The 26,437-nt window shown below is 66.2% G+C and carries 20 protein-coding genes; 3 read left to right on the forward strand and 17 right to left on the reverse strand.

Annotation, left to right across the window (positions count from 1 at the left end; translation table 11 throughout):
* Positions 1-6: 6 nt before the first annotated feature.
* The 6 genes from AAW00_RS06080 to AAW00_RS06105 are packed head-to-tail and all read right to left on the reverse strand — an operon-like array spanning position 7 to position 7,304.
* Positions 7-681 carry a glutathione S-transferase family protein gene (locus tag AAW00_RS06080; RefSeq protein WP_047003326.1) on the reverse strand — a complete coding sequence of 225 codons (675 nt, stop codon included), beginning with the start codon at positions 679-681 and terminating at the stop codon, positions 7-9.
* The gene (locus AAW00_RS06085; protein ID WP_047003327.1) at positions 678-1,835 is read right to left on the reverse strand and encodes an alpha/beta hydrolase family protein; all 1,158 of its coding nucleotides are present in this window, start codon (positions 1,833-1,835) and stop codon (positions 678-680) included. The genes AAW00_RS06080 and AAW00_RS06085 overlap by 4 nt, the downstream gene beginning before the upstream one ends.
* 4 nt (positions 1,836-1,839) lie before the next feature.
* Positions 1,840-2,742, reverse strand: a complete 903-nt coding sequence (locus AAW00_RS06090) for a VOC family protein (RefSeq protein WP_047003328.1) — start codon at positions 2,740-2,742, stop codon at positions 1,840-1,842.
* Between the two features lie 25 nt (positions 2,743-2,767).
* Positions 2,768-3,883 carry an FAD-dependent oxidoreductase gene (locus tag AAW00_RS06095; RefSeq protein WP_047003329.1) on the reverse strand — a complete coding sequence of 372 codons (1,116 nt, stop codon included), beginning with the start codon at positions 3,881-3,883 and terminating at the stop codon, positions 2,768-2,770.
* A gap of 2 nt (positions 3,884-3,885) precedes the next feature.
* Positions 3,886-4,878: an MBL fold metallo-hydrolase gene (locus AAW00_RS06100; RefSeq protein ID WP_047003330.1), complete on the reverse strand. Its 993-nt coding sequence runs from the start codon at positions 4,876-4,878 to the stop codon at positions 3,886-3,888.
* A complete protein-coding gene (locus tag AAW00_RS06105; RefSeq protein ID WP_162199411.1) occupies positions 4,878-7,304 on the reverse strand; it encodes a TonB-dependent receptor in 2,427 nt (808 codons plus the stop codon). The genes AAW00_RS06100 and AAW00_RS06105 overlap by 1 nt, the downstream gene beginning before the upstream one ends.
* 193 nt (positions 7,305-7,497) lie before the next feature.
* Here AAW00_RS06105 and AAW00_RS06110 point away from each other — a divergent pair, with 193 nt between their 5' ends.
* Positions 7,498-8,403 carry a LysR family transcriptional regulator gene (locus AAW00_RS06110; RefSeq protein WP_047003332.1) on the forward strand — a complete coding sequence of 302 codons (906 nt, stop codon included), beginning with the start codon at positions 7,498-7,500 and terminating at the stop codon, positions 8,401-8,403.
* Here AAW00_RS06110 and AAW00_RS15380 read toward each other — a convergent pair.
* The 7 genes from AAW00_RS15380 to gntA all read right to left on the reverse strand — a co-directional run bounded on the left by AAW00_RS15380 (position 8,400) and on the right by gntA (position 18,956).
* A complete protein-coding gene (locus AAW00_RS15380) occupies positions 8,400-8,714 on the reverse strand; it encodes a TRAP transporter large permease subunit (protein WP_047003333.1) in 315 nt (104 codons plus the stop codon). The two genes, AAW00_RS06110 and AAW00_RS15380, sit on opposite strands and share 4 nt — an antisense overlap.
* A gap of 282 nt (positions 8,715-8,996) precedes the next feature.
* Complete coding sequence (locus AAW00_RS06120; RefSeq protein WP_241461643.1) at positions 8,997-10,481, reverse strand: phosphomannomutase; 1,485 nt, start codon at positions 10,479-10,481, stop codon at positions 8,997-8,999.
* Positions 10,482-10,566: 85 nt separating this feature from the next.
* Positions 10,567-11,877, reverse strand: coding sequence for a glycoside hydrolase family 130 protein (locus tag AAW00_RS06125; protein ID WP_241461644.1), 1,311 nt, complete (start codon positions 11,875-11,877; stop codon positions 10,567-10,569).
* Positions 11,831-14,152 (reverse strand): glycosyltransferase family 4 protein, encoded by a 2,322-nt coding sequence (locus AAW00_RS06130; protein WP_082124935.1) that lies wholly within the window; start codon positions 14,150-14,152, stop codon positions 11,831-11,833. Before AAW00_RS06130 ends, AAW00_RS06125 begins: the two co-directional genes overlap by 47 nt.
* 109 nt (positions 14,153-14,261) lie before the next feature.
* On the reverse strand, positions 14,262-17,444 hold the full coding sequence (locus AAW00_RS06135) for a helicase-related protein (RefSeq protein WP_241461645.1): 3,183 nt from the start codon (positions 17,442-17,444) through the stop codon (positions 14,262-14,264).
* Between the two features lie 43 nt (positions 17,445-17,487).
* Entirely contained in the window at positions 17,488-18,090 is a 603-nt protein-coding gene (locus AAW00_RS06140) for a PRC-barrel domain containing protein (RefSeq protein WP_156169942.1), read from the reverse strand.
* 80 nt (positions 18,091-18,170) lie between these two features.
* Positions 18,171-18,956 (reverse strand): guanitoxin biosynthesis heme-dependent pre-guanitoxin N-hydroxylase GntA, encoded by a 786-nt coding sequence (gene gntA, locus AAW00_RS06145; RefSeq protein ID WP_063359798.1) that lies wholly within the window; start codon positions 18,954-18,956, stop codon positions 18,171-18,173.
* A gap of 563 nt (positions 18,957-19,519) precedes the next feature.
* Here gntA and AAW00_RS06150 point away from each other — a divergent pair.
* A complete protein-coding gene (locus tag AAW00_RS06150; RefSeq protein WP_047003336.1) occupies positions 19,520-20,596 on the forward strand; it encodes a glycosyltransferase in 1,077 nt (358 codons plus the stop codon).
* The gene (locus tag AAW00_RS06155) at positions 20,593-21,372 is read left to right on the forward strand and encodes a sulfotransferase family protein (RefSeq protein ID WP_047003337.1); all 780 of its coding nucleotides are present in this window, start codon (positions 20,593-20,595) and stop codon (positions 21,370-21,372) included. Before AAW00_RS06150 ends, AAW00_RS06155 begins: the two co-directional genes overlap by 4 nt.
* Here AAW00_RS06155 and AAW00_RS06160 read toward each other — a convergent pair.
* From AAW00_RS06160 to AAW00_RS06175, 4 genes are all read right to left on the reverse strand, one after another.
* Complete coding sequence (locus AAW00_RS06160) at positions 21,359-22,117, reverse strand: Crp/Fnr family transcriptional regulator (protein WP_047003338.1); 759 nt, start codon at positions 22,115-22,117, stop codon at positions 21,359-21,361. The genes AAW00_RS06155 and AAW00_RS06160 overlap by 14 nt on opposite strands.
* Before the next feature lie 93 nt (positions 22,118-22,210).
* Entirely contained in the window at positions 22,211-23,137 is a 927-nt protein-coding gene (locus tag AAW00_RS06165) for a glycosyltransferase family 2 protein (protein WP_047003593.1), read from the reverse strand.
* Positions 23,134-24,276 (reverse strand): hypothetical protein, encoded by a 1,143-nt coding sequence (locus AAW00_RS06170; protein ID WP_047003339.1) that lies wholly within the window; start codon positions 24,274-24,276, stop codon positions 23,134-23,136. The genes AAW00_RS06165 and AAW00_RS06170 overlap by 4 nt, the downstream gene beginning before the upstream one ends.
* Positions 24,263-26,320 (reverse strand): HAD-IIB family hydrolase, encoded by a 2,058-nt coding sequence (locus AAW00_RS06175; RefSeq protein WP_052761787.1) that lies wholly within the window; start codon positions 26,318-26,320, stop codon positions 24,263-24,265. The genes AAW00_RS06170 and AAW00_RS06175 overlap by 14 nt, the downstream gene beginning before the upstream one ends.
* Between the last annotated feature and the right edge of the window lie 117 nt (positions 26,321-26,437).

The raw sequence follows: 26,437 nt of genomic DNA on the forward strand, positions 1-26,437 counted from the left end.
TCTCCTTCAGGAGAGCGGGACGGAGAAGCCCGCCCGCTCGAGTTCGTCCTGCGCCGCCGCCTCGATGGCCAGCGCGCGCTGTGCCGACGGGCGCGCATCGGCGCGGTGGTGATGATCTGCAAGAGCGGGAAAGGCCGCAACCTCGAAACCGGCGCCGGCGATGCGAAACCACACCCACGACAGGTAGGCATCGATGATCGACCAGTCCTGTCCCATGAGCCACGGCCGCCCGCGCAACGTGCGCTCGGCATCGGCAAGCTGAAAGGCCATCGCTTCCATGGCCAGCGCCCTGACGCGGCCGGGCGCACCATCGAGATCGCAGAAGAAGTGCGGCATCCTGATGCGGGTGACGAGCGGGTGAAGGTCCGCCGCGAGCCAGGCGAGGCGGGACTGGATCTTTGCATCGTTCAGCGCGTCCCCGGTGTAGGGCAGCAGCCGCGCCTCCGGAAAGCGCCGGGCGAGATAGGGCAGGATCGCGCCGTTCTGCGTCAGCGGTTCGCCATCGACTTCCAGCAGGGGCACCTTTCCAGCCGGGTTTCGCGCCAGAAACGCGGGATCGCGGTGATCCCCCGCCATGAAGCGCACCAGCCGTGTCTCGAATGGCGCGCCCGTTTCCTCCAACGCCACCAGCGCGACGCGCGCGCAGGTCTGCGGCGCGAAGTGGAGGACGAGACCTGTCACGCGGTATGGCCGCCCAGCGTCTCGGCGAACCAGTCCGCTATCAGATCCCTCCCGTAGGCCATGTTGTCCGCCCCGACGTGCTCCACGCCCCCCTCGCGCTCGGTGAAGATCACCTTTTCGCGGCGCGGTGAGTTGACGAGCTGGTCGTAGAGATCGTGCGCGTATTTCGGGCTGATCTGCCGGTCGTGCGCGCCGTGGGTGACGAGGAAGGGCACGCGGATGCGGTCCATGTGGCCGTTAAGGTTCATCTCCTCGGACTTCGCCAGGAAATCCTCCTGCCCTTCAGCGCCGAAGGCCCAGTGCACGTGCTGCCAGTAGTGGGGGACGGGGTTCTCGCCCTCGCGCTCCATGCGCTTGTTCTGCACCTCGCGCCAATTGTGGTTTGCGCCCCACACCGCACCGCTGGCGAAGCGCGGTTCGTAGGCCACTGCGCGGGGAGCGAAGTGACCGCCGAGGGAAATGCCGGTCATGCCGATGCGGGCGTCGTCGACCTCGTCGCGGCTTTCCAGCCAGTCTACCGCCTTGCTGGCCCAGCTTTCCGCGTGCGGATCGACGGGCAAGCCTTGCAAGCGCAGCGCCTCGCCGGTGCCGGGCTGGTCGACGCAGAGGGTCGAGATGCCCCGCCGCGCGAGGGCAGCCGGCATGCCGGTCCAGTAGAGCATCTCCTTGCAGCTATCGAGGCCGTTACAGAAGACGACGCACGGCCTGGCCCCCTCGCCCGGCGCGCGGGTGAAGATGGCGGACATCGTGCCTGCAACCAGCGGAATTTCGACCCGCTCCCGGTTCAGCCTGCCGAGCCCGGTCGAGCGATCGAAAGTCTCGCGGGCGAGCGCGTAGGTCTCCTTGCGGCCCTCGCTGCCGTGGCCCTGCATCCGTTCGGCCACCAGCAGGTAGAGCGCAGCGCGCTCCAGCTTGTCGGAGGCGGAAAAGGCACGGCCCTTCGCCTCGTCCTCGCCCGCCAGTTCGAGCAACTTGTGGCCCATCGCGGCCCAGGCCTGCATGAACTGCGGCGTTCCGGCGTCGGCGCCGCTGTCGGCCGCATCGAGGATGGGCTGGCACATATCGACGATCTCGCCGATGCGCCCTCCGCTCTCCATCGCGATGGCGACCGAGAGGTTCCAGATGTAGTTCGGGAAGGGAGAGTAAAGTGCCACGGCGTCAGGCCTCCGCCGGCTGGAACAGGCAGGGGTCGGGCGCGGGCTTGGGCATGGTCTGCGGGCCGCCGACGCCGATGCCCCACTGGTCCATTACCCGGGGACCAGGCTCGTGCACCTGCGGCTCGTGCGTGTCGAAATCGACGTCCTCCAGCTCGGCGGTGTATTCCACCGCGAACCCGTTGGGCGTGCAGAAATAGCTGAAGGTGTTGTCGCCCGCGGTGTGGCGACCGGGGCCCCACAAGATGTCGATCTCCCGCTGCTTGAGGCGCGAGACACCGCGCAGCATGTCGTCCGCGCCCAGCATGTCGAAGGCGACGTGGTTGAGGCACGGCGGCCCCGGCAGGATGGCCAGCCGGTGGTGCGCACTGTTGCAGCGCAGGAAGCACATGAAGTCGCCCAGCCAGTCGCTGACCTTGAAGCCCAGCACGTCGGTGAAGAATTTCACCGTGGCATGATGGTCGGGCGAATGCAGCACGATGTGGCTGATCTTGACCGGCATGCCTTCCCAGCGCTGCATGGCGCGCTTGTCCAGAACCTCGACCTCGGCGGAAACCTCGAAAGGCAGGCCGTCGGGCGAGAAGAAGCGGAAGCCGTATCCGCCGCCCGGCGCATCGAGTTGGCGCGCTTCGTGAACGATCCTGCAGCCGGCCTCGGCTACCCTGGCCTGCAACGCATCGACATCCTCGCGGGTGTCGGCGGCCAACGCGATTACCTCCACGCAGTTCGTCCCGCTCTTGTGGATGCGCACGACGTGATGCTCGTCGTGGCCGTGGGTCTTGAACCAGGCCATGTCGTCGCGCGCATCGACTTCGACGAGGCCCCAGTCCTCGGCGTAGAACTTGCGCTCCGTCTCGAAGTCTTGAACGCCATACCCGACGTAGCGGATTTCGGTCACTCGGCTCATGTCATCTTTCCTTGGAAGGGAGGGATCAGATCGGCTGCGCGGTGACGGCGAACATCTCCGCGGTGGCCTTGTGGTTGTCGACCGGGGGGCCCTTGCCCAGCTGGCCGTGGCAGATCGCAAGCGAGCTCTCGACGATGAAGCGGCAGCGTTCGAAGCGGCGATCGCGATAGGCGGCGAAGGCCTCTTCGGGCGTTTCAGCCCGCGCCAATTCCTCAGCCAGGACGATGCTGTCCTCGATCGCCATTCCCGCACCCTGCCCCAGGTGCGGCGTCGTCGCGTGCACGGCATCGCCTAGCAGCACGATGCGGCCGGCGTGCCAAGGACCGGGCAGCATGATCGCCTCCAGCGGGCGGTAAACCACGCCTTCGTCGTCGGTGATGCCTTCGGCGAGATCGCGGATCGGTTGCGCGGTGCCCGCCAGCTTGTCACGCATGGCCTTGGCGAGACCCTGCTTTTCGTACCACGGGTTGCCGGGCTCGGGCGTGGTGACGAACATGTACATCAGCTCTTCGCTGATCGGCACCAGCCCGATCCCGGTCGGGCCGTTGTAAACGTGAAGAGCGTCGAGATCGGCGGGTCGCGGCAGGTTGTAGCGCCAGACTGCCTGCCCGGTGTATTCGGGTTTCGGCGCATCCGGCATGATCTTGCCGCGGGTATCGGAATAGACGCCGTCGGCGCCGATGACGATATCGAAGGACTGCCCGCTGCCATCGGAGAACCGCACGTCGACGCCCTCGCCCGTGTCCTCGATCATCTCTGCCGTGATGCCCAACCGCACCTCGGCACCGGCCGCGATGGCCCGCTCGCCCAGGACCTTGTGCAGGGCGGGACGGCCGATGCCGACGTTGGCGGGCGCGCCCTCGACGAGCCTGGGGCTCGGCACGCGGGCGACCTGCGTGCCGTCGGGCGCGTGGATGGCCACGAAATCGAAGCCGACGGCAGCATCCATGTAATTGTCGAGCAGGTCCAGATGCTGCATGGCGCGCAGCACGTTGCCCTGCTGGATGATGCCGACCCCGTAGACCGCCCAGTTGGGATCCTTTTCGATCACCGTCACCTTGTGACCGTCGCGGCGCAGCGCGATGGCCGCGGTCAAGCCGCCGATCCCTCCGCCGATTACCAGGATGTCGAGGTCGCGCATTATCAGAACCTTTCCAGATCGCCGGCAATGACAGCCGGGCCGTCATAGCTTTCGGCGATTGTCCGCAAGTAAGCCAGGTGCCCGTCCTCGCCCGGCTCCAGTCCGACGAAATGCGTGACGACCAGCGCTCCTACGCCCGCACGCGATGCCATCGCGCCGACATCGGCGGGGACGAGGTGATGGCCGCGTAAGTGGCTCTCCATCTCGGATGCAATGTGCGGCGGCAGGTTCGGCGAATTGCGGCGCACCGCGGCCACGGTAAACTCGACGTCCATCATCTCGGCAACGAGCAGGTCCGCACCGCGCGCCAGGTCCTCGACCGCAGGGCTCGGCCCGGTGTCGCCGGTGTAGACGATGGAGCGTGTCGGGGTGTCGAAGCGGAATGACAGGCTCTCGAACCGATCGGCAAGGCCGCTTTCGGCCGCGAAGCTGTAGTGCGTGTTGTTGCGGACGGTAACGCGCATGGCCCCCACTGCCACGCTCTCGCCGTCGCGCAGTTCGACCACGCGGACCTCGTCAGCGGGATTGCGCTCGGTCGCGCCGGGCACGCCGTAGCCAGCCGTCGTTCCGGGCACCATCGACGCCACCAGTCCCTCGACCATGTCCTCCGTTCCGGGTGGGCCGTAAACGACGAGCGGACGCGGCGCATTGGTCTGCCAGCGCAGGCCGAGCAGTCCGGCAAGGCCCGCCGTGTGGTCGAAATGCAGGTGACTGATGAACACCGCGGCAATCGCGGCGGTCGGCAAGCCTGCCTTGGCCAGCTGGCCTGCCGTGCCGTCGCCCGCGTCGACAAGGTAGTTCATGCCATCGACGACCAGCAGGTTCGCCGGTTGGGAACGGGTATCGCTGGCGACCGGGCCGCCCCTCGTCCCCAGCGTGACCCATTGCACCGTGGCGGCAGCCTCGCCCGCATCCTGCGCCAAGGCAGGAGCGGATAGCGGTGCCATCCACATCGCCGCCATGGCCAGCGCCGCGCAGGAAACGCGCAAAGCCATCAGAACTCGTATCCCACCCGCACGCCGTAGCGGCGCGGCGGCTCGTACCCACCTGCGGCCACGTTGCCCGCGCCCACCTGCAACAGCGTGGGCACGAACTCATCGGTCAGGTTTCGCACGAAGGCGGTGACGTACCAGTCGCCGAGGTCCGGGCGCAACGTGATCGCGGCATCGATGGTGAGATCGTCGCCCGTCTCGCTGGTCGGCAGGTAGTTGAAGCCGGCCACGCGATTGCTGCGGTAGCGCCCATCGACGCTGCCCGTCAGCTCGAACCCGCCGAGCAGCACGGTCTGCTGCACGCCGAGGTTCACCGTCCACTTCGGCGCGTTGAGCGCAGGGCGGCCCGAACAGTCGATGTCGAATGAGCGGCGCGGGGTCAGCACCTGGGTGAAATCGCAGCCCGTCAGCGGGGTGAGGAAGTTGGGCGGATCGCCGGCAGCCGACAGGTCGACCTGGTTGTAGGTGAAGCTGTCGTAGGTGGCATCGAGATACTGCACCCCGCCGCGCACCAGCGTGGTGTCGGTCACAAGGGCCTGGAAGTCCATCTCCGCGCCAAGGATCGTCGATTCGCCCACGTTGCGGGTGTAGAACGAGTTGTTGCCCCGTCCGTCCACGCCGAGCGCGGCGAGCTGCTGGCCGCGGTAGTCCCAGTAGAACCCCTCGAGGTTCAGCTGCAGCCGGTTGTCGAAGAACTCGTTCTTGGATCCGATCGTCCAAGCGTCGATGTATTCCGGGGCATACTCTTCCTGCCCGAAGGTGATGTTGAAACCGCCCGCGCGAAAACCCGTCTCGAAGCTGGCGTAGACGAGGTTGTCGGGCGTGACGTCGTATTCTGCCGCGAGCCTGTAGGTAATCTCGTCGTCGCCGGAGGTGCGCTCGATATCGGTCGGGGTCACGATAATCAGGGCATAGGGTCCGCGCGGACCGATGGGTCCGTAAGGATAGGTGCCCACGATCGGACCGCCGGTGAACACGGGCCGCGCCCGGAACAGCGCCGGATCGAGCTGGCCCAGCGAATCCGCCACCGTCAGTCCGACCGGAATCGTCGGTACCAGCGGGCAGCTGGGCGGGCCGAAGGCGGAAGGACGATTGAGACAGACGGCCGCCAGATTGTCGACACGCGCATCGATCTCGCGCCTCTCGTCGGTATAACGCAGGCCGCCGACCAGGCGGAAGTCGTCCGTCACGCTGAAGACGAGGCGGCCAAAGGCGGCGAGGCTGCGGGTATCTGTCTGGAATTCGTTGAACGAGACCGTCGCGAACTGGTTGTAGGAATCGCGCCCTTCGACGCTCTCGTCGAAATAATAGCCGCCTACCAGCCATTCGACCGGGCCGACATCGCCGGTCAGCCGCGCCTCGAAGCTCGTCTGTTCGGCCACGTTGTCGTTCAGCGCGCCCTTGAACGGCGCACCGTTGAAGCCGTTGTCGAGCACCGACTTGCGATAGGCCGGGATGAAGGTCAGCTCGGCAAATCCAAGGTCGGCACTCAATTCGGCGTTGATGCCCCAGTAGCTGTCGTCGCGGAACGGATAGGCGTAGTCGGTCAGCGGCGAATAGAGCGGTGCGCCGACAGCCGTGTTGCGGATGAAGTCCAGCGTCTGGGGCGCGAACAGGCCGGTGAAGGGTTCGGTCACGTTGGCGGGTGCCGGGACAAACGTGAAATTGCCCGCCGTCGCGTTGGGACTGAAGGGTGTGAACGAGTAGACGCCCTGCACGTTGAGGCCGCGTCCGCTGCCCTGCTGCGTCGAGTAGTCGCCCGACAGGCGCAGTGTCACATCGTCCGAAAGCTCCGCCAGGATCTGCCCGCGAAAGGCGAGGTCCTCGGTCGATTCCGTGCCGTCCGAATAGTATCCGTCGTTCCGGCTGTAGGCGGCGGCGAAGCGGGTTGCGAGACCATCGGCCAGCGGCACGTTGAGCGCGCCGGTCAGCTGCAGGGCGTCGTAGTTGCCGTATTGCGCGGCGAACTCTCCACCGAACTGGCCGAGGCGCGGGATATTAGGAATGACGTTGACTGCGCCGCCCGTGGCATTGCGCCCGTAGAGCGTGCCCTGCGGCCCCTTGAGCACCTCGACCCTGTTGACGTCGAGGAACGAGGCGACGGTCGACGAGGGGCGGCCGATATAGACGCCGTCCAGATTGAAGGCGACGGCGGGATTGGTGTATCCGTTGTTGCTGAAATTGCCGACGCCGCGCACGAAATAACCGGCATTCGCACCGCCCGCGGCAACGACGTAGAGAGCGGGAGCGACCTTGTTGAGCGCCGTCGCGTCGTTCACGCCCGACTGCACCAGTTCCTCGCCGGAGACGGCGTTGATCGGGATCGCCGCATCCTGCAACGTCTCCTCGCGGCGCTGGGCGGTGACGATGATGGTGTTGAGACCGGCCTCGGCTTCCTGCTCCTCGCTGGAACTCTGCGGCGCCGGCATATCCTGCGCATGAGCGCCAATGGGGGTCAGAATGACCAGCGCGGCGGTCGCGCGCAAATACGATTTGAACATGATGGTTTCTCTCTCCCGCGCCGATCACATAGTGCCCGGCTGCACGCACAAATTCGCAAGGGATAGAAAAGCAGTCCAACTTTTTGTTTTTGTCACAGATCATCAATGCTACTGATGATTGATGCGGCTCGACAGCTTCGATCTTAACCTGTTGGTGGCCTTCGACGTGCTTTTGCAGGAGCGGAACGTCACGCGCGCAGCCGAACGGCTGAGCGTGACGCAATCCGCCATGAGCGCCTCGCTCAAGCGCCTGCGGGAGAGCTTTCAGGACGATATCCTCACCCAGCATGGCAAGCGGATGATCCCCACGCCCTTTGCCATGGCCATGCATCCCGACATCGCCGCTAAGATTTCCGAGCTGCGCTCCCTAATCGCGCGCAAGGGGCGCTTCGATCCGCAGCGGTCCGACCGGCGCTTCCGCATCGCTGCGTCCGACTACATTACCACCGTGCTGCTCACCCCGTTGTTGCAGGAACTCGAGACGTTGGCTCCCTCGGTAAGCTTCGAATTCACGCTGCCCGGCCCGGCATCCCAGGTGCGGCTTGCCAACGGCGAACTGGACCTGCTGCTTACGCCGCGGGGCTTCGCCCATCCCGACCACCCGCTGGAGGCGATCTTCGAAGAACAGCACGTCGTGGTGGCATGCGCTAATGGCCCGCTTGCGACCTCCCCGCTCGATCCGTCCACCTTTGCGCGAGCAGGCCATGTCGGCGTCAGCATTTCGGGCCGCTACACCTTTGCCGAAGAATGGCTGCGAGCACACGGCATCGAACGGCGCATCGAAGTCCACGTGCCCTCGTTCGTGCAGGCGCCTTTCATGGTCTCGGGCACCAGCCGACTGTGCGTAATGCACGAACGCCTGGCGCGGTTCATGGCACCCCGGCTCGCGCTGGAGGTCATGCCCATGCCCTTCCCGATCCCCGCAATGGAGGAAATCATGCAGTTCCATGCCACGCGACAGGAAGACCCGGGCCTGTCGTGGCTGCGCGAGCAAATCGCGCACCGGGCCGCAAGCGATGCCGCCTAGGCCAAGACCGCCGGCAGCCAGAGCGAGAGGACGGGGATCGCGATGACGCAGAGCAGCGCCACCAGCAGCGCCAGATAGAACGGCCAGATCGTCTTCAGCGCCTGGCCGATGGGGATGCCCTGCGCCGCGCATCTGACGAATAGCACCGATCCCACCGGCGGCGTCAGCAGGCCTATGCCCAGTGCAAGCATCAGCATGAGGCCGAAATGCACCGGGTCCATCCCGACCGCGGTGGCGATCGGCAGGAAGATGGGCGTGGTGATGAGGATAAGCGGGGCCATTTCCCTGAAGGTTCCCAGCACCAGCAGCATAACACCATAACCTGCTCCAACCGCACCGGCTCGGCGCAAACGATCGTATCCGCGAGCGAAGACGAGGGCCGTTCGATGGTCACGCCGCTCTGCTCGATCCGGTCTCGCAGCAGCATGGCGGAAATTTTCCCACCAAGCGCACTGTGTCCATTTCGAAAGTTGCCACCATCTAGACACGCGCAATACGGGATGGAGGCGGCGTACATCTTCCATCGCAGTGCTCTTGCCGATTAGGCCACGCTTACGACCTTGCTCTTTTTACCAGCTTGTCCGGACGCGGCGCTAGGCAGGGCCTGCCGCGACGATCGCGCGCACCCTTGCGAGGGCGCCGGTATTGAGGGCAACGGCGTCTTCCCACGAAATCGCCTCGGTGTAGCAGCGAAGTTCAGGGGCGTTTCCTGAGGGTCTGAAATGAATGATGTCCCCCGACGTGAACGTGATGCGCAGGCCGTCGGTTTCGTCAATGGCGGCGGGCTGGCCGGCGATATCGCCGAAGTGCCGCTCGATCTCGGTCAGGGTTTGCGCCGTGTCTCCGGCGGTCAGCTGCCCGAGGAACTGCCAGCTCGCGCTCGTGGCCATACCCGCTATGCGGTCGCTGTAGGTAACTCGCCGCGGCAAGGCGGCGACGAGGTCGGAAAGCGGATTGTCACCGGCTTCGACCAAAGCCGCGACCACGGGCAGGACCGCGTCCCGCGTCGGCAATGCCCGCAGCGGCCCCTCGCCCAAAGTGATGTCACTGCCGAGCAGGAATCCGCCGTTGGCCTCGTATCCGCAGACGCGCTTGCCCCCGCTCGCGATCTGCGTCTGCATCTCGGCAATGACGTAAGGGGAACCGATCCGCGTACGCGTGGTGACGGGGAAAGCGCCGGACATTTCGAGCATGGTGTTGCTGGATACGGGCGTCACCACCCGATCCGCGCCCAGATGCCGGGCACAGATGACGCCGAGAACGTCGCCGCGCAGCCATTCGCCGCTCTCATCCGCAAGCAGGGGGCGATCCGAATCACCGTCGGTCGAGACGATCGCATCGAACCCGTGCTCGGCAGCCCATGCTCGGGCTAGGGCCACGTCCTCTTCGCGGATGGCCTCCGTATCGACCGGAACGAATTGCAGGGAACGCCCAAGCGGCGTTACGTCAGCGCCGAGCGCTTCGAGGATATCCACTACGATTTCGCGGCCGACCGCCGAGTGTTGGTAGACGCCGATCCGCTTTCCCTCGAGTGCGCCGGAGCCGAACGCCGCTACATAGCGGGCGACATAGGCGGGTCCGATTTCCGCTGGCTGGTCCGGCAGCGCGGCTGGAGCAGCCAGCGCGCCGTCGGCGAACGATCGCCCGGCGACCTCCACCGACTGGGCCATCATGGGCGCCTCGTCGCTCTTCAGCAGTTCGCCGTGTGGGCGGTAGAACTTTATGCCGTTGCAATCCGCGGGGATGTGACTGCCGGTGACCATCAGCGAGGGGATACCCTCGGAAAAGGCGTAAACAGCCAGCGTCGGCGTCGGCTGCAATCCGCAGTAGACGGGGTGGCCGCCCATGTCCTCGACGGCGGCGGCACAGGCCGCGAGGATCCAGGGCGTGGAGGGGCGCAGGTCTCCTGACAGCGCAACCCTGTCGCCCGGGCTAAATTCACCGATGGAGGCGAGATATCTGAGGAAACCCACGGTATAACCATGACAAACCCGGTCGGTCATCGCGGCAACGGTTCCGCGGGCACCGCTCGTGCCGAAAGCGACTTCGCTTTCGGCCATCAGTTCACCGACGTTCATGACATGCTCCCGATGAGGCTCGTTCTTACAGTAAGCGAGCGGGCTGGCTCGTCGCGCGGCTGTGCGGATTGGCAGCCCACGCCTATCAGCTCATCGTCTTGACCAGATCGTCGATAGCCACGTTCGCAAAGCCGACGGAGCTGTCGGAAATGCCGTAGGGAATGATCAGCTGCTCGCCCACGCGCATGGCCCCGCAGGTATAGACAACGTTCGGCACGTAACCGGACCGGTCCGCGTTCTCCGCGGTCAGCACGGGCTGCGCTGTGCGGGCGAGGAGCTTGGACGGGTCGTCCCTGTCGAGGAGGGCGCAGCCCAGAGCATATTTGCGCATGGCGCCGACGCCGTGGGTGAACAGCAGCCAGCCGTGGTCGGTCAGGATCGGGCTGCCGCAGTTGCCGATCTGGATGAATTCCCAAGGGTATTTGGGCTGCATGAGCAACACGCCTTCGCTGTCCCAGCGATCGATGCGGCGGCTGCGCAGCAGATAGAGATTCTTGCCGTCCTGCCGGCCGATCATCGCGTAGTATCCGCCGACCTTGCATGGAAACAGCGCCATGCCCTTGTTGCGACCGGCCCGCCCTTGGATCGGTTCGAGCAGGAAGCGGCGGAAGTCCGTCGTACGTAGGAGTTCCGAGCGGATCGTCGAACCCGAATAGGCGGTATAGGTGCCGATCCATTCGTGTTCGCCGGGCGCGTGCTCGAAGCGCACCAGCCGCAGATCCTCCAGCCCGTTGCGCTGCTGCTCGGTGATGGGGAAGATGACGGTGTTGGACAGGCTGCTGTCGGGATGGCGGTGAACCGTCACCCCAAGGTCGCTGTCGGACAGGGTGGAATCGTCGAGCTGCACCGAGGTGCCAAAGGCGTTCTGGGGCCACAGGTCGATCCGGCCGTCCGGGAACGCGATTCCTTCGCGAAAAACGATCGAGCTGATATGGCCCTCACCAACTGCGCGCAGCGACATGACGAAGCGCACCGCGCCGCCCGCACAACCGCTCTGGTCGTGGTGCGGGACGATCGACGGGTTCATCAGTGCCGCCGCCGCATAAGTGTATTCGTGGCAAAAATAGGCGCCGATCAGCTTTTCGCGGGTCGGGGAATACTCTTCGCCTTTCAGTTCCAGCGAGCGTTCGACTTCATCCCAGCGCTCGGCGAACATCGCCTCGGTCTGCCAGTGACGCTCCCCGAAATCGGCCAGTACCTTTCGATATTCGGCGTCGACCTCCGCCTCGCTCAGCCTGGCGACATCGCGGACCAGTCGCATCGCGCGGCTGCCCTCGGCGTTGCGCGCCTGCCACCCGAGATGGAAGGGCCGCAAGACGACACGAGATGGGTCTGCATGCAACCGCAGGTCATGAATATGCAAGGGGCCGCGAGCCGTTTTGTTTCTGGTTTCCAAACGGCTTCCCCGAATCCTTCTTATCCTTGGGCAGCAGCGCTAGCATGGAATGATAGCCGAGTTGAAACGCGAGGATACTTTCTGCACCGCAATTCAGGTTTGCCCCGCGTGGATTGATTCCGTCGCGGCAAAGACCGCTAACGGGATCCGCCAAGACGACCCCGCGATCGTTGGCCCCGAAGAACCAGTTCCAGGCGGCAGTTCCGTGTATTTGCCACCGCTGCGACGGGCGTACGCGGAACGCTGAGGCACAGGCATCGAGAGCGGCCTGCGCCTCCAGCGGTTGCTGGTCGAACGGCATCTGCTCGTAGAGTAAACCAAACCCTTCAGAGCCGATCGGCCGGAAATGCCCGCCCGGCGCGGTCTGACGATCGCAGATCCATGCCAGCGTCTCCAGGCCGAGCTCCATCCAGTCAGGGCGTTCGAGCACCTCGCCGGCGGCGATCAGCGCCTGCGGCATGCGCGGGTTGTCGTAGGCCAGGACGCTCTCGAACCACTTCCAGTCCGGCCGGCGCGAGGCGTGGAGAAGCCGCTCGAGAATGTCGCCGCCGCGCTCCACGGCGATACGCGAGGGGTCGTGCCCGGGCCGCACACCCAGCATGGCCGCGGCGCCAAGCGTGATGAACGACAGCGCGCGCGGGCTATCGAGTTCGACCGAATGCTCCAAAACCTGGTCATAGAGCCGCGTGGCCCATTCGCGCAGCTCGCGGCTCGGGCTGTCGAGAGCCGTCCGCGCCAGCGCCCAGATCGTGCGACCGTTGGAATCGTCCGATCCGCGATCCTCGCACCAGCCTCGATCGAAGCGCATAAAGTTGCGGAAGGCGCCCACATCGGGGTTCCAGGCGTGCTGGATGAACGATGCGTAGACCGTCGCGCGGTCCAGGCTTTCGGCAGGCGACATCGCCGAGGTTACGTTCGCGAGCATCAGGGCGCGGACATTATCGTCGAGGCAGTATCCATGCCGGCGATCGGGAATGGCACCGATCGCGTGCTGGAACATGCCGGTCGAATCGCTCATGCGGCGGACCGCCTCGAAGCTCGGCTCCCGGCGCGCGGGCGGCGCGGCGGGGTCGGCGACGGTGCGCTCGACCATCTTCATCACCGCATCGGCAAAGCGCGGCCAGATCGTCTGCCGCCCGCGCTCCCAGGCTGCGCGTTTCTGCGCCGCGAGCACTTCGGGGTCATCAAGCAAGGCGCTCACCGCATCGGCGATGGCCTCCGACGATTTCGCCGGCACCAGGACGCCCACTCCATCGCCAAGCAGTTCCCTGGCATGCACATAGGGCGTGGAAACCACGGCTTTCCCTAACGCTACGGCATAGCTGAGCGTGCCGCTCGTCGACTGGTCGAGATTGGGATAAGGCGTGAGATAGACGTCGCACGCCTCAAGCTGATCGAGCAACTCGTCCGTTTCCAGGTAGCGATTGTCCCACTCGATCGCACTGGCCACGCCCAACCGGGTCGCCAGCTGTTCGAGGCCTTCGCGGTACCGCTCGCCCTCTTCGTCGACGAGGTTGGGATGCGTCGCGCCGACGATCCGGTAGCAGACATCGGGATGGGCGCGCACGATCGCCGGCAGCGCCTCGATCACGGTCTCCAGGCCTTTGCCGGGTCCGAGCAGGCCGAAAGTCGTCAGGACCGGGCGATCCGCCACGCCCAGCGCGGCCTTGAATTCCTCCTCGCGGCCGAAAGGACGATCGGGCGCCCCGTGCTCGATGACCTCGACGATCTCCTGGGGAGCGGAATGGTTGTCGATAAGCCGCTGACGGGACAAGGGGCTCATGACCATGATGCGCGAGGCACGGCGCACGAGATAATCAACGATGCGGCGCTGGTTGACGGACGGATTTTCAAGAATGGTGTGAAATGTCACGATCAACGGGGCAGCGACCCTGTCGACGAGTTCGATAACCAACTCGCCGTCCGGTCCGCCGAAGATGCCGAATTCGTGCTGCAGCCAGAACGCGTCGGCAGCGGTCGCATTTATCTCCGCGGCGGCCGACCGGTAGCTGGCGACATCGTCAGAAATGATGGAACCGGCAGCAGAGGGCGCCAATTGGTCGGTTGGCCTGGACATTGCCCAGACGTCGAACCGTACATTTTCCTGCGACCCACCCACGTATTCCACAACGTCGGACGCAAACGTCGCCAAGCCGCATTTGCGGGGAGGATACGTGCTGACCAGGGCGACGCGAAAGGCGCGCTTGCGCGACTTAAGAGTGATGACGTTGAGAAGTTCGTTCTTTGGCGGACTGTTGCTTTGCCCAAAAAACATTCCATCGACTCCAATCAAATAGGCTTACGCCGAGATGAACACAAAGTTCCGCTGCACTGCACAAATTTCGCGTTCGGATCGGATCAGGACCAACCCAAAAAACATCCGGTTAAAGTTCGCGGAGGAGTTGTTGCGTGCGCTTCAGTCGATCGTCGGGATCGGCGATCTTTTCGTTCAGGATCAGGCGATCCTGTTTCGCGAGAAGCGTGCTGCTGGTGATGTCCTTGCCGGGCCGCGGGTTCAGCGCGATGGCGCCGGGTCCGGCATCGATGCGGGCGATCCCCGCGCGCTTGGCCAGCAGCCGCACCTGTACCATCCGCACGAACAACCTCGCTTTCGCTGGGAGGCGGCCAAAGCGATCGCGCAATTCGCTCGTGAACGCGCGCAACTCGCCTTGGCTCGCGATGCGCGCGGCCCGGGCATAGAGGCCGATGCGGATGTCGTCTTCCCCCACCCATTCGGCGGGCAGTGAGCCCTCGATCCCGGCGTTGAGCCGCGGCGTCCAGCGTTCGGGCACCGCTTCACCGCGCGCGGTGCGCACTGCCTGTTCGAGCAGGAACTGATAAAGGTCGCCGCCGATCAGTTTCATGTGTCCGGTCTGGTCGTCGCCGGCGAGGTCGCCCGATCCGCGCAGGTCGAGATCGCGGGCGCTGATGGCAAAGCCCGCCCCCAGCGTATCGAAGGCCGCGAGCGTGCCGAGCCGCTTGACGGTATGCGGCGCCAGTTCGCGCCCCGGGTCGGTCATCAGCACGATCGTCCCCCGCCGCCGGCCGCGCCCCACACGGCCGCGCAGCTGATGCAACTGCGACAGACCGAACCGATCCGCGTCGAGCACAATCATGGTGTTGGCGCGCGGCACGTCCAGCCCGGCCTCGATGATATTGGTCGCCAGAAGCACGTCGCCCTGCCCCGTGGCGAACCCGACCATCGCTTCGTCGATTTCGGCGGCCTTCATGCATCCGTGCACGGTGATGACGGACAGCTCGGGCACCAGCTTCGCCAGCCGCCTGGCCAGCGGGTCGATATCGGCGATGCGGGGCACAACGACGAAGCTCTGCCCCTTGCGCGCCTTTTCGCCCAGCAGGGCGCTACGCAGCAGCGCGTCGTCGCTTTCCACGATGCGCGTGGCAATCGGCTGACGGCGCGCCGGCGGAGTGGCGAGTACCGACAGGTCCTGCAGACCGATCAGCGCGCTCTGCAACGATCGCGGGATGGGCGTTGCGGACAGGCTGAGGCTGTGCCCGGCGGACAATTCCCGCAGCCGGTCCTTGTCCTTCGATCCGAACCGCTGCTCCTCGTCGATCACCACCAATGCCAGGCTAGCGTAGGTCATTCCCGCGCCCGCCACCGCGCCGGTGCCGACCACCACCGCGATCGTGCCATCGGCTAGCCCCTCTTTCACCCGCTTCGCCTCCGCTGGCGTCGTCAGGCGCGAGAGCATGGCGACATCGACGCCGCTGTCGGCAAAACGCTGGCGGAAGGTCTCGTAATGCTGACGCGCGAGCACGCTGGTGGGCGCAGCCACGGCTACCTGGTGTCCGCTCAGCGCAGCGATAACGGCGGCGCGCAGGGCGATCTCGGTCTTGCCATATCCCACGTCGCCGACCACCAGCCGGTCCATTGGCCGGCCGCTCGCCAGATCGTCGCGCACGGCCTCGATCGCGCGCAACTGATCTGCCGTCTCGCTGAAAGCAAACCCGGCGCAAAAGCGTTCGTAGGCATCGACCGGAGGATCCAGCACCGGTGCCTCCCGTCCGGCGCGCTCGGCCGCCATTGCCACAAGCTGCTGGGCGGTCTGCGCCATCGCCGCCTCGATTTTCGCGCGTCGCCGGGTCCACGAGGTGCCATTCAGGGTATCGAGCGTCACCGCCTCGGGTTCGGCGCCGTAGCGCCAGATCCGGTCGAGCTCGGCGACGGGGACCAGCCGGACCGTATCCTTCGCAAAGGTCAGCTGCAGTGCATCGCCAGCTTCGCCGTCACCGGCTGACGGCATTGGGACGATCCCGCTCACCAGCGCAAGGCCGTGCTCTTCGTGCACCACCACGTCGCCCAAGTGAATGTCGGAAAGCGCGAAGAGGCATGCCGAGCTGACGGCGGACACGCTGTCGCCGCGGCGCTGGGCGCGGCCACCAAGTAGGTCGGCGCCGGCGATGATGCACAGTCGATCCGTCACGAACCCCCGATCGGCGCAGACGGCGAGCGCGCCGAAGGGGGCATCGCTCGCCCTTGCCTCCGCCCACGTCGCGAAGATCTCAACCTTTCCCGGTTCCGGCATCTGGCGCTGCAGGAAGCGCAGGTCGCGCTGGCCGGCGAGGACGAGGACGCGGCGTCCGGCCGCGCGCTGTGCGGCTACGAAAGCCTGCGCCGACATAGCCGGCTCGTCGTCCTCGACGAACCGCGGCGCGATCTCCTGCGGCGGGTCGATAGGCAGCGCTGTCATCGCCTCGCGCGCCGTTTTCCAGTCCTTTTCCGATACCGTCGCCAAGCCGACGCCTTGCGCGGGCGACAGGCCGGCGTCCGCGACAAGCCGCAGCATAGCTCGCCGCGCCTTGTCGGCAGCGGGGGTGATGGTGAGCTGCGCGGTGGGCAGATGCGCCGTCAGCGGTACAGGCTCGCTGCCCGGTTCCGGCTCGGCGGCGCGGCCGATAAGGCAGCTGTCGAGGTCGGCGAGGGTCAACTGGTCGATCGCATCATAGGAGCGGATGGCCACGACCGCGCCCTTCGAGGTCTCGACCCTGACCGGCCGCTGCGCGTCGACCGGAAAGACGTCGAGGACCTGCCCGTGGAGGCCGAATTCGCCGGGCTCGTCGACCCGCTCGTCCGAGCGGTAGCCGATCTGTTCGAGTTCCTCGGCAAGCGCCTCAAGATCGATCCTGGCTCCCACCGCGACCTCGGGCGGCGCAGCGATGTACTGCCCAGGCGGCGCGTAAGCATAGGCCAACGCCTCGCCGCTGGTGACGAGCGCGATCCGCTCAGCCTTTTCGCCCATTGCGACGCCAACTTGGCGCAGGGCGGCGACTCTCTGGCCGATATTGACTGCCGAGGCCGGTGCATCCTCTCCCGGCAGCGCATCGGTGGCTGGCACGTGGACGACCGTCGCATCCGGCGCGCACTGGCGGAGCAGCTCTGCGGTGGCCATTGCCGAAGCCTCGTCGGGCGCGGCGTAGACGACGGGCCCCGCTTCCATCGCATCGGCCAGGAAGGCGGCATGGTGAGCGGTGGACTGTATCTGGGTCATGCTGTCTTCGTCGGTGGGTGGACACGTAGCCGGACAAGTGACGGGAATGTCCAATGGCGGGGTCGCTGATCGCGGGATTGGAATATGCGCGCGGGCATTACGCTTCGCCACGCCATGCCAGCGCCTCCGCTTCGTCCGGCCAGTCGCCGTCCGTCAGCGTGGGTGCGCGATCGAGCCATGCGTTGTCGTGCCGCAACACCACGCGATCGCCGTGCCAGTCGAGATCCTCGCCCCCTACGGCCACGACGCGCTCCGAAAGCGATTTCCCTCCATTCACCGCGAGAACAACGTAGGCGATGGAGCGATCGCGGGAGCAGAGCAGGACATCGACGCCGTGGCCGATCCTGTCCCCGCCGCGGTCGATCAGCGGCATGGCCGCAAAGCCCGCGCCGCCGACCAGGTTCGATCCGGGCCGCGTTTCGGACTTTTCCGCCGCCGCCCTCGCTCCGTCCTCGTATGCGCGCTGCCGGCCGAGCCAGCGCCAGATGCCGACGAGGTTGACTAAGGTAAGGAAACCGTTGGTCACCAGCAGGCCGGTCTGCCCGGTCGCCATGCCGATGTATGACCACAGCAGCGAGCCCACGGTGAATACGATGAAGCCCGAACCGGTAACCCGCGCGCCGAGATTGGCGGCGGTCATCATGGCGGCGATCATCGTCGCTGCGGGGGCGCCCCATTCCGCCAACGCCTGAAGATCCATTGGCCGTCGCTCCTGCCAGCGGTTTTACGAAGCGCGCGCCGATGACGCGCGAAGCCGCCTGACGGTGCGCGTCCGCGTCATCACTGTGCTTTCTCGCCGTCGACTATCGTCGGCTGGCGGAAATGCCGGTCTGTCGGATCGACGGCGCTTGTTTCCCGTGAGCGGGGATCCTGGAACGGGCATTGCCAGTCGCCCCCGACCCGCCGGCCGGAATATTGCAGCGCTTCGCTGCTCGTCCCGTGCCGCGCCAGCATGGGATTGATCGACCCCGCAACCGCCTCGTCCCGCGCAAGGATGGATTCGCGCAGCTTCTCGTAACGGTTCGCGGCGCGCAGCTGTTCGAACTGGTCGTGGAGGTTGAAGACTATCACCGGGGTGCGGAAGCGGCGCGCCGGCCGGCTCGCCGCGGGATGCAGGCCGATGGCGAAAAAAGCTTCCCCGCCGAACGACAGGGAAAAGTGCGGATCGCCGGGATCGGCACTGACCCTCTCGTCGTACGGCTGGCCGAGCCAGGCATCCTTGTCGGCCAAAGACTGGATCCGGGCCCACAGCGCTTTCTCGAACCCAATCTCATCTAGATCGTTGGGGCCAGAGAAAACGAACGCGATCGAGCGGAACAGGCCGGGATTCTGACGGTAGGAATGGGCCCAGTCGAGCAGTTCGCGGTGGATGAGAACGTCGCTCCAAGCGCTCGTGATCGACCAACAGGGAATCATCCGCATGGTCTCGCGAGCCAGCGCCGATTTCGCGCCGACGCAGGGGAATTCGGGTTCGCGAATGAATTCCGCAAAAGCTTCGAGAAGTTCGGGCTTGGCCAGCGGATCGGCGACCGTTCGCCTGCTCGCACGTGCAGGCGCGCGGGTCATCGATCGATGCCGGGATTTACAAGTGGCCTCTTGCGGCGGTTCGGCAAGCATATTCGACATGGGACTGCTGGCCTTTCGACGCTATGGTGCTCAGGGAAAGCAACTTAACACCCGCGCAATCCCTTTGTTCCGAACGCCGACGGCTTTTCTCGCTCGCCATAATCATATCTCAATGGGGCAAACATATGAATAGGCGCGTTTTTTCTGGCAACCTGCGTCGCGAGGAAGCAAAGCGAACATACCAGCGCGAAAACGACGCTCCGTGGCCAGCCAATTCAATGCATCTGCCGCTTTTCTAATTATTACGACCCCGTGTGCGTCGCGGTTCCTGAGCGCCCTGCTCGAGGGCATCCGCCTCTCCTCCTTGCCGGCCTAGTTAAATGAGACGACGAGCGTTGTTGCCCCTACAGCCGATCGGCCCGTCGAGTGATGGCACTCGAGCCGTCCACGCCCCGTCACAAGCCGCCTTGCAGCGGATATCCGCGACCTTTACGAGTCCGGCCATCATGCCCTCGATGCCTGTCCGCGCCCCTGCAGAAATTCCCTTGGCGCAGTAGCGGCCCGTGAAAATCGCCGTCCTCGCGCATATTCGCTATCCCGTCGCGCCGCCGTTTATGGGCGGGATGGAGGCACACTGCTCGGCCCTGTGCGCAGGACTGGTGGCACGGGGGCACACAGTCACCCTGTTCGCAGCCCCCGGCAGCGCGACCGCAGCGCGGCTGGTCCCCATCAGCCCGGTACCTTACGAAGAGCGGCTGCCCTGGCACCAATGGCGGGGCACCGCCGAACTGAACGTCTTCCAGGCGGACGCCTTCGCGGCGGCGTGGAGCGCAATCGGGGCCGGCTCTTTCGACGTAGTCCACAACAATGCGCTTTACCCCCAGCTGCTCGCCTGGGCCGAACGGGACGGTGTCCCGATGCTGACCTCGCAGCACGTGCCACCCTTCGCGGCAATGCATGAGGCGGTCCGGCGCGCAGCGGGCAACCCGCTGCTGCAGGTCAGCGTCACCTCGACCAGCCAGCTCGCTCTGTGGGCCGATCCGCCGCCTGCCAACCTCTCGTGCGTCTACAACGGTATCGATACCGCGGCATGGCAGCCAGCCGATAGAACGGGTCCGCTGCTTTGGTCCGGCCGGATAACGCCGAACAAGGGAACGGCGCAGGCCGTGGCCGCCGCCCGGCAAGCCGATGTCGCGCTCGACCTCGTCGGGACGATCGAGGATGCAGCCTATTACGCCAACGAGATCGAACCGCTTCTCGATGAGCGCCGATGCTACCTCGGCCACTGCAGCGGTGCTGACCTGCGTGAGCGGGTTTCGCGCGCGCGGGCGCTGGTGATGACGCCAATGTGGGACGAACCCTTCGGTCTCGTCGCGGCAGAGGCGCTGTCGTGCGACGTTCCCGTCATCGCCTTCGACAATGGCGCCATGCGCGAGGTCGTGGGCGATTGCGGAACGATCGTGCCGGCAGGCGACGTGGGCGGACTTGCGGCGGCGATGCGACAGCCGCCCGCCCTTCCCGCCGGCCAGGCGCGCGCAAGGGCCGAGCGCATGTTCTCCATCGCGGCCATGATCGACGGGTACGAGCGACTCTACGGCGTGGCCACGGCCGCTGCCGCCAAGCGGCGCGCCGCGGCGTGATCCCGCACCGCTACGTGTTCGTCGCCGGCCTGCACCGGTCCGGCACCAGCCTCGTCGCGCAGCTTCTGGCCCAGCATCCGGCCATCGCCGCGATCACCGGCGCCCCGGTACCGGAGAACGAGGGTTGCTACCTGCAAGGGGCGATCCCCCACACGGCGCGGCACGGGATCCCCGGCCATTTCGCGACCGACCCGGCGCAACATCATGTCGAGGGCTGCGCTCTTGATATGCTCGCCACCCGCGAGCGGCTGGAGGCGGACTGGAATCCATGGTTTCCGGCTGGCGCAGCGTGGCGGGTCGAGAAGTCGCCGGTAAACCTCACGCGGATGCGCTTGCTGCAATCGCTCTATCCGCTGGCGCAGTTCGTCGTCGTCACCCGGCATCCGGCCTTCGTCGATCTGGCCATGCGCAAGTGGGGGATCGGTCCGGAAGACGCGTTCTCCGGTCACTGGCGGGCGGCGCACGACACGGTGATGGAAGACCTGACCTATCTCCATGCGGCCATGGTGCTGCGCTACGAAGACCTGGTGTCCGACCCTGAGTGCCACGTGGCGGCGCTGTGGGCCTTCCTGGGCCTCGATCCGGTCGCGCCCGATGTGGCCCACGTGCGCGACGGCAATGTTAGATACCGGGAGGACGCGGCATCTCACGACGCGGCATACGAAGCCCTGGGCTATGCAACCGGCGGACGGACCGAGTCCTCACCGCCGATTGTGCGCCACCCGTTGCGCCAGGTGCGCGAGGCGACCCTGGCGGCGCTGGCTAGTCCACCGTAAGTTCGTCGCGCAGTTTCAGCGGACCATCACCGTAGAGGTAGCGCGCGTCGAACTTGGCCACTGCTTCCAGCCGCGCGCGATCCTTGATGGTCACCCGCCCCCGCGAGAGGTGGCAGATGTCCTGTTCGCGAAGTTGCCGCACGATACGGTTGAGATGGACCGGGGTAGTGCCGCAGGCATCGGCCAGCTCGACCTGCGTCAGCGGCATGGCGTAGCCGTCCTCTTCCGCCAGGCCAACAAATTCGAGCCGGTGCCACATTTCGGCGAGCAGGTGGGCGAAGCGGCCGTCGAGCGTGAGATGTTCCATCGTCAGGATCCATTCGCGGTGAATCGCTGCGTCGAGCAAGGTCTGGAACCACAGCATCCGGCCGAGATGGGGGTGCGCATCGATCAGCTCTTCCAGCTTGTCATGCGAGACGTAGCCGACCTTGGCAGGACCGATGGCGATCACGTCATGGTCGAGCCGCTTCAGGGGAAAGGCATGTAAGTCGACGAAATCGCCCGCGATCTGCAGCGAGACGATGTGCCTGCGCTCCTCGCGCCAGGCCAGGCGGGCGATCCACCCCTCGATCAGGAAAGTGCTGCGATCGACCTTGTCGCCGCAGGCGACGACCTCCTGCCCGTGCTCGAGCCGCTGGACGTCGCCGATCATCGCTTCCACGATCTGCCGCTCTTCGGCCGTCAGCGCATGGCGTGCGCGGCCCATGAGGAAGCGGAACGTGTTCGGGCAGGACTGCTCCACCATTGTCGCCGCTTCCCTTCGTCTTGCTGTTGGCCATGCAAATAAGGCTTATCAAACGATAACGCAATATTGGCTGAGGCAAGGTGGTTGAAACAGCTAGGCGGACACCGTTTCCGCCGTGGCCAACCGGCTTTCACGGCTTTCGAGTTGTTCGAGCACCACCCTTGTCGAGGCGAAGGGCTCATGCTCCTGCTGGCGGGTCAGCGCGAGGTCGGCCTCGCACACATCGCGCAGCCGATGCCAACCTTGGGGACCTGGAGCGGCCAGGCCCATCAGCCGGAACGCCCGAAGCCAGTGCTGCATCGTCGGCTCGCCCCACTTTCCGGCGAAATACCGTGCGTTGGCAATCACGCTGTCGATGTGGTGGACGGGCGGCATGTGGTGCGGGTGATACTGGTGGTAGGTCTTTGCCCCTCGAACCCACCACAGAGCCTGCCCGGCTTCGGCGCACAGGCGTCCGAAATCCGTGTCCTCGCCGCCGTAGCCCGAATAGCCCTCGTCAAACCCGCCCACGGCGTCGAATGCGGCGCGCGTCATGGCGAAGTTGAGCGACCAGAAGCAGCGGTAATCGCCGCAAGGTCCTAAAGCGCCTTCGGGCGGCCCTGCGCGCTCGGTATGCTTGACCGCAACGGTGTCCAGCAAGGCGAAATCCAGCGGGTCGAGCGGAGTGCCCTTGGGCAGGTAGCCGACCTCGCCCATGAACAGGCCCTCGGCTTCGCTTGCCGCGAGCACGTAGTCGCCGATCAGCGAGGGATGAGGAATGCAGTCGACGTCGAGAAAGATCAGGAACTCGCCCTCGGCCCGGCGGGCGGCAAAATTGCGCGCCGCCGACAGCGAGAGCCCGTTGGCATCCGGCCGAACCTGCCGGATCGGAAAGGCGGTTGACGGCAGGTCGTAGAGGTCTTCCTGCAGGACCGAGATGACCAGTTCGTCCGGCTGCCGGACGCTTGCCGCCAGCCCCCGCACGAGGTTGCGCAAATGATCGGCGCGCCCGTGCGCCAAGGTGCAGATCGAGACCTTCACGCCGCCGCCTCCAGCCTCATCGGCGGCGCCGATTGGCAGCGATTCGCCAGCGCGTCGATCCACTCGGCGGCGCGCGTCGCCGCGGCGGCATCGACGAAAGTCGGTCCCAGTTCGCTGCCGACGCGGTCCGCCCGATCCCACAGCGCCTGCCAGCGCGCCGCGTCCGAAGGCCAGGTAGGGGCCGTCGCACAGACGCCGGCCGCACCCAGCGCCGCCGCCTTGGCCTCCTGCTCGGCGAAGTAGCGCCATTCGGGTATGGCCACCCACGGCTTGCCGGTGGCGAGCACCTGATGAACCGTGGTGTTGCCGCAGCTCGAGACCACGCGATCGGCGGCCGCGAGGTAGCGCGGGGCATCCTCGACCCAGCCGCGCAGTTCGAGGTTGCCCGGCGGCGTCTCGTGCCATTCGCTGTAGGTCTTGCCGATGACCACCCAGTGCCCTTCCGCATCGGCGCGCGCGCCCAGCGTCAGCGGCGCGGTCGGCGTACCCTGCCCGCCGCCGCCCGCGAGGACGAGCGTGATCCGGCGACCCCTCGGAAGCCTTAGCGCGGCACGCGCCGCGTCCCGATCGGTGTGTTCGACGCCGACGCCGATGCCGCCGCAATAGCAGGTTTTGGTGCGCAGGCCGGCGGGGCGGTCTGGCTGCTCGAGCCGCTCGTCGAACGGGGCCAGCAGCCCCACTGCGGCGTCGTAGGCCGCCATGTGACCGGGATCGCCGCGGTCCCCGTGTTGCAGCACCGCGACGTGCGGGATGGAGGCGATGCGCGCCAGCTGTCCGAGTTCGGCGGAAACGTCGGTGACGAATAGCGCGGGCCGCGCCTCGGCGAACCAGCGCGTGAGGGTCGCCACGGCATCGGTTATCGTCGCCCAGCCGAGCGGCGCACAGTGGAAGATGTCGGGTGTGGGCCGGCTCTCGAGGAAGGCGTTGCCGCTGCCCGATCCCTCGAACAGCGAGGGGATGCGGCGCACCGAAACGGCGTCGGCCAGCGGCGGGAAGATATCGTCGCGCGCGCTGAACAGCACGGTCTCGCGCATCGGGGCGAGCGCGTTGGCGAGATCGGCCGCGCGCTCGGCATGGCCGCGCCCCTGATGGTGAACGAAGATGCCGATGGGCGCGGGAATAAGGTCACGCTGCGACATCGGTCGCCTCCATCCGGGCATGGCGCCGGGTGTGCCACAGCAATCCCTCGAGCACCCCGCCCGCATGGGCGCGCCGCGCGCGGTAGACGTGATCGAGGCTCGCCACCTCGGCGAGGTCCTCGTCGTAATTGGCGACTACCACGGCGCCGGGGCAGGCGGTGAGCATGTCGGCATCGTTGCCGCTGTCGCCGGCTGCGATCACGCGCTCGCACGGCAGGCCCAGCACCTGGGAGACGTGGTGCATGGCATTGCCCTTGCCCGCGTTCACCGGCAGCACGTCGAGGAACCGCGAGTGGCTGAAAACCACCCGGGCCCTGACGCCCGCCGCCCGAAGGCCTGCCTCGACGAGGGGCGCGGCTTCGGGCCCTTCGACGAAATAGCTGCGCTTGAAGGCGCGCTGTTCGATGGTGGCCTGGGGGACGAGGCCGGGAATGCCTGCCAGTGCCTGCTCGATAGCGGCGGTGTCCCACCCCTCGGCAATCCTGGTGGCAAAAGCGACGTCGGGCACGAAGTCGTCGCCGTCGCGCCAGTAGATTTCCGTGCCGACGGAGGAGACGACGACGTCCGGCTCGGGCAGGCCCCATTCGAGCAGCAGGCGCCGCGCCTCTACCAGCGACCGCCCGGTAGCGACGCCGAAGCGGGTGGTGGCGTAATGGCGCGACAGGTATCGCGCCAGACGGTTCGCGCCCGCCGGGCAACCGGTCAGCGTGTTGTCGATGTCGCTCAGCAGCAGCCGCTCCGGCGAGCGGGCGCGCCAGTCGGGGCGGGGATGGATCAGCCGCTGGGCGAGCGTCATGAATCCCTCGGCATAACTGTCCCAGTTCATCGCGCGCACGTTGCGCAGAGCATTTGTCGAACAGGCCTGCCAGCGGTCGCGCCGGGTAACGAGCTCCGCGGCCGCCGCGCCGATTTCGGCCGGGGAGCGCGGATCGACGAGCGTGCCGTGCTCGAGCTCGGCCACGATGTCCTGCGGCCCGCCCTCGCGCGTGGCGACGACCGGCAGCCCGTGCGCCGCCGCCTCTATCAGCGTCAGGCCATAGGGTTCGACCAGCGCGGGATTGACGAACACGCCGCCCGATCGGCGGGCTAGCGCGTACAGCGCGTCGACATGCGCGCGCGTGTGCGACCTCGGCCAGGCGATCTGGCCGTGCAGGTCGTGGCGGTCGATCGCATCGACGAGACCCAGCATGACCTCGCGCTGCTCGGCCTCACCGTCCAGCAGTCCGCTGCGCAGGCCCGCCAGCAGCACGAGGTTGGTCCGCTCCCGCAAAACTTGGTTGCCGGCATAGGCTTCGACCAGCGTCAGCAGGTTCTTCTTTTGCACCGGGCGCGCGATGCTGAGCACCATGGGGCGGTCGGGATCGCGAAGGAACGGGGCAATCAGTCCTCGTGCCGAGGCGAGGTCGCTCGCTGACGGCGTCGCCACAGCAATGCCGGGACGCAGGCGATTAATGCGCCCCGCCCGCGCCGACGGGTAGGCCATCAGCTGGCGTTCGCACTCGTCACGCGAGGAGGCGATGATGGCGTCGGCGGCGGCGATGGCGCGGTCTTCCTCCGCCAGCCGCGCGGCCAGCTGGAGACCGTGACCGTCGGCCCTGCACTTGTCGGCGCCCAGCGAATGCGCGGTGTAGATAAAGGGAATTCCGTACACCTCGCGCACCTGCGCGGCCACGTCGGCGGCATCGGCGAAATGCGCGTGGATGATGTCGGGCCGCTGGGCAGGATCGGCGAGATGGTCCAGCAGCGCCGCCAGAAACCCGGGCCGATCTCGGGCGAGGTCTTCCTTGGCAAGGTAATCCGGATTGCCGCTTTGGATCCGCACTATCCGCAGCCGGGGCGAGATCCACTCTTCCGCCTGCGCGTGGATGGCGCCGTAGGCAGAATGCTCGAACCGCCGGGTAACGATGTCGACCCGGGCCACGTTGGGATTGCGCGACAGCGTGTCGGCCGCGCCGAGCACGTAAGTGATGTGCCCGCCGGTATCCTCGGTGATGCCATAGGCGACGGGCGGGGCACGAAGGCATCCGCCCAGCGCAATGGTCATGATTTTCACGTGCAGGTTCCTCGCTGGTTCAGCGATGTAACCTGTCGCTAACCGTATCGTTCCGCACGCAATGCACTTGCCCTGGAATCAATTTTTGAGCTGGCTGCCGGTAGCATC

Origin of the sequence: Aurantiacibacter luteus, assembly GCF_001010945.1 — a bacterium.
In the GTDB taxonomy this organism is placed as follows: Bacteria; Pseudomonadota; Alphaproteobacteria; order Sphingomonadales; family Sphingomonadaceae; genus Alteraurantiacibacter; species Alteraurantiacibacter luteus.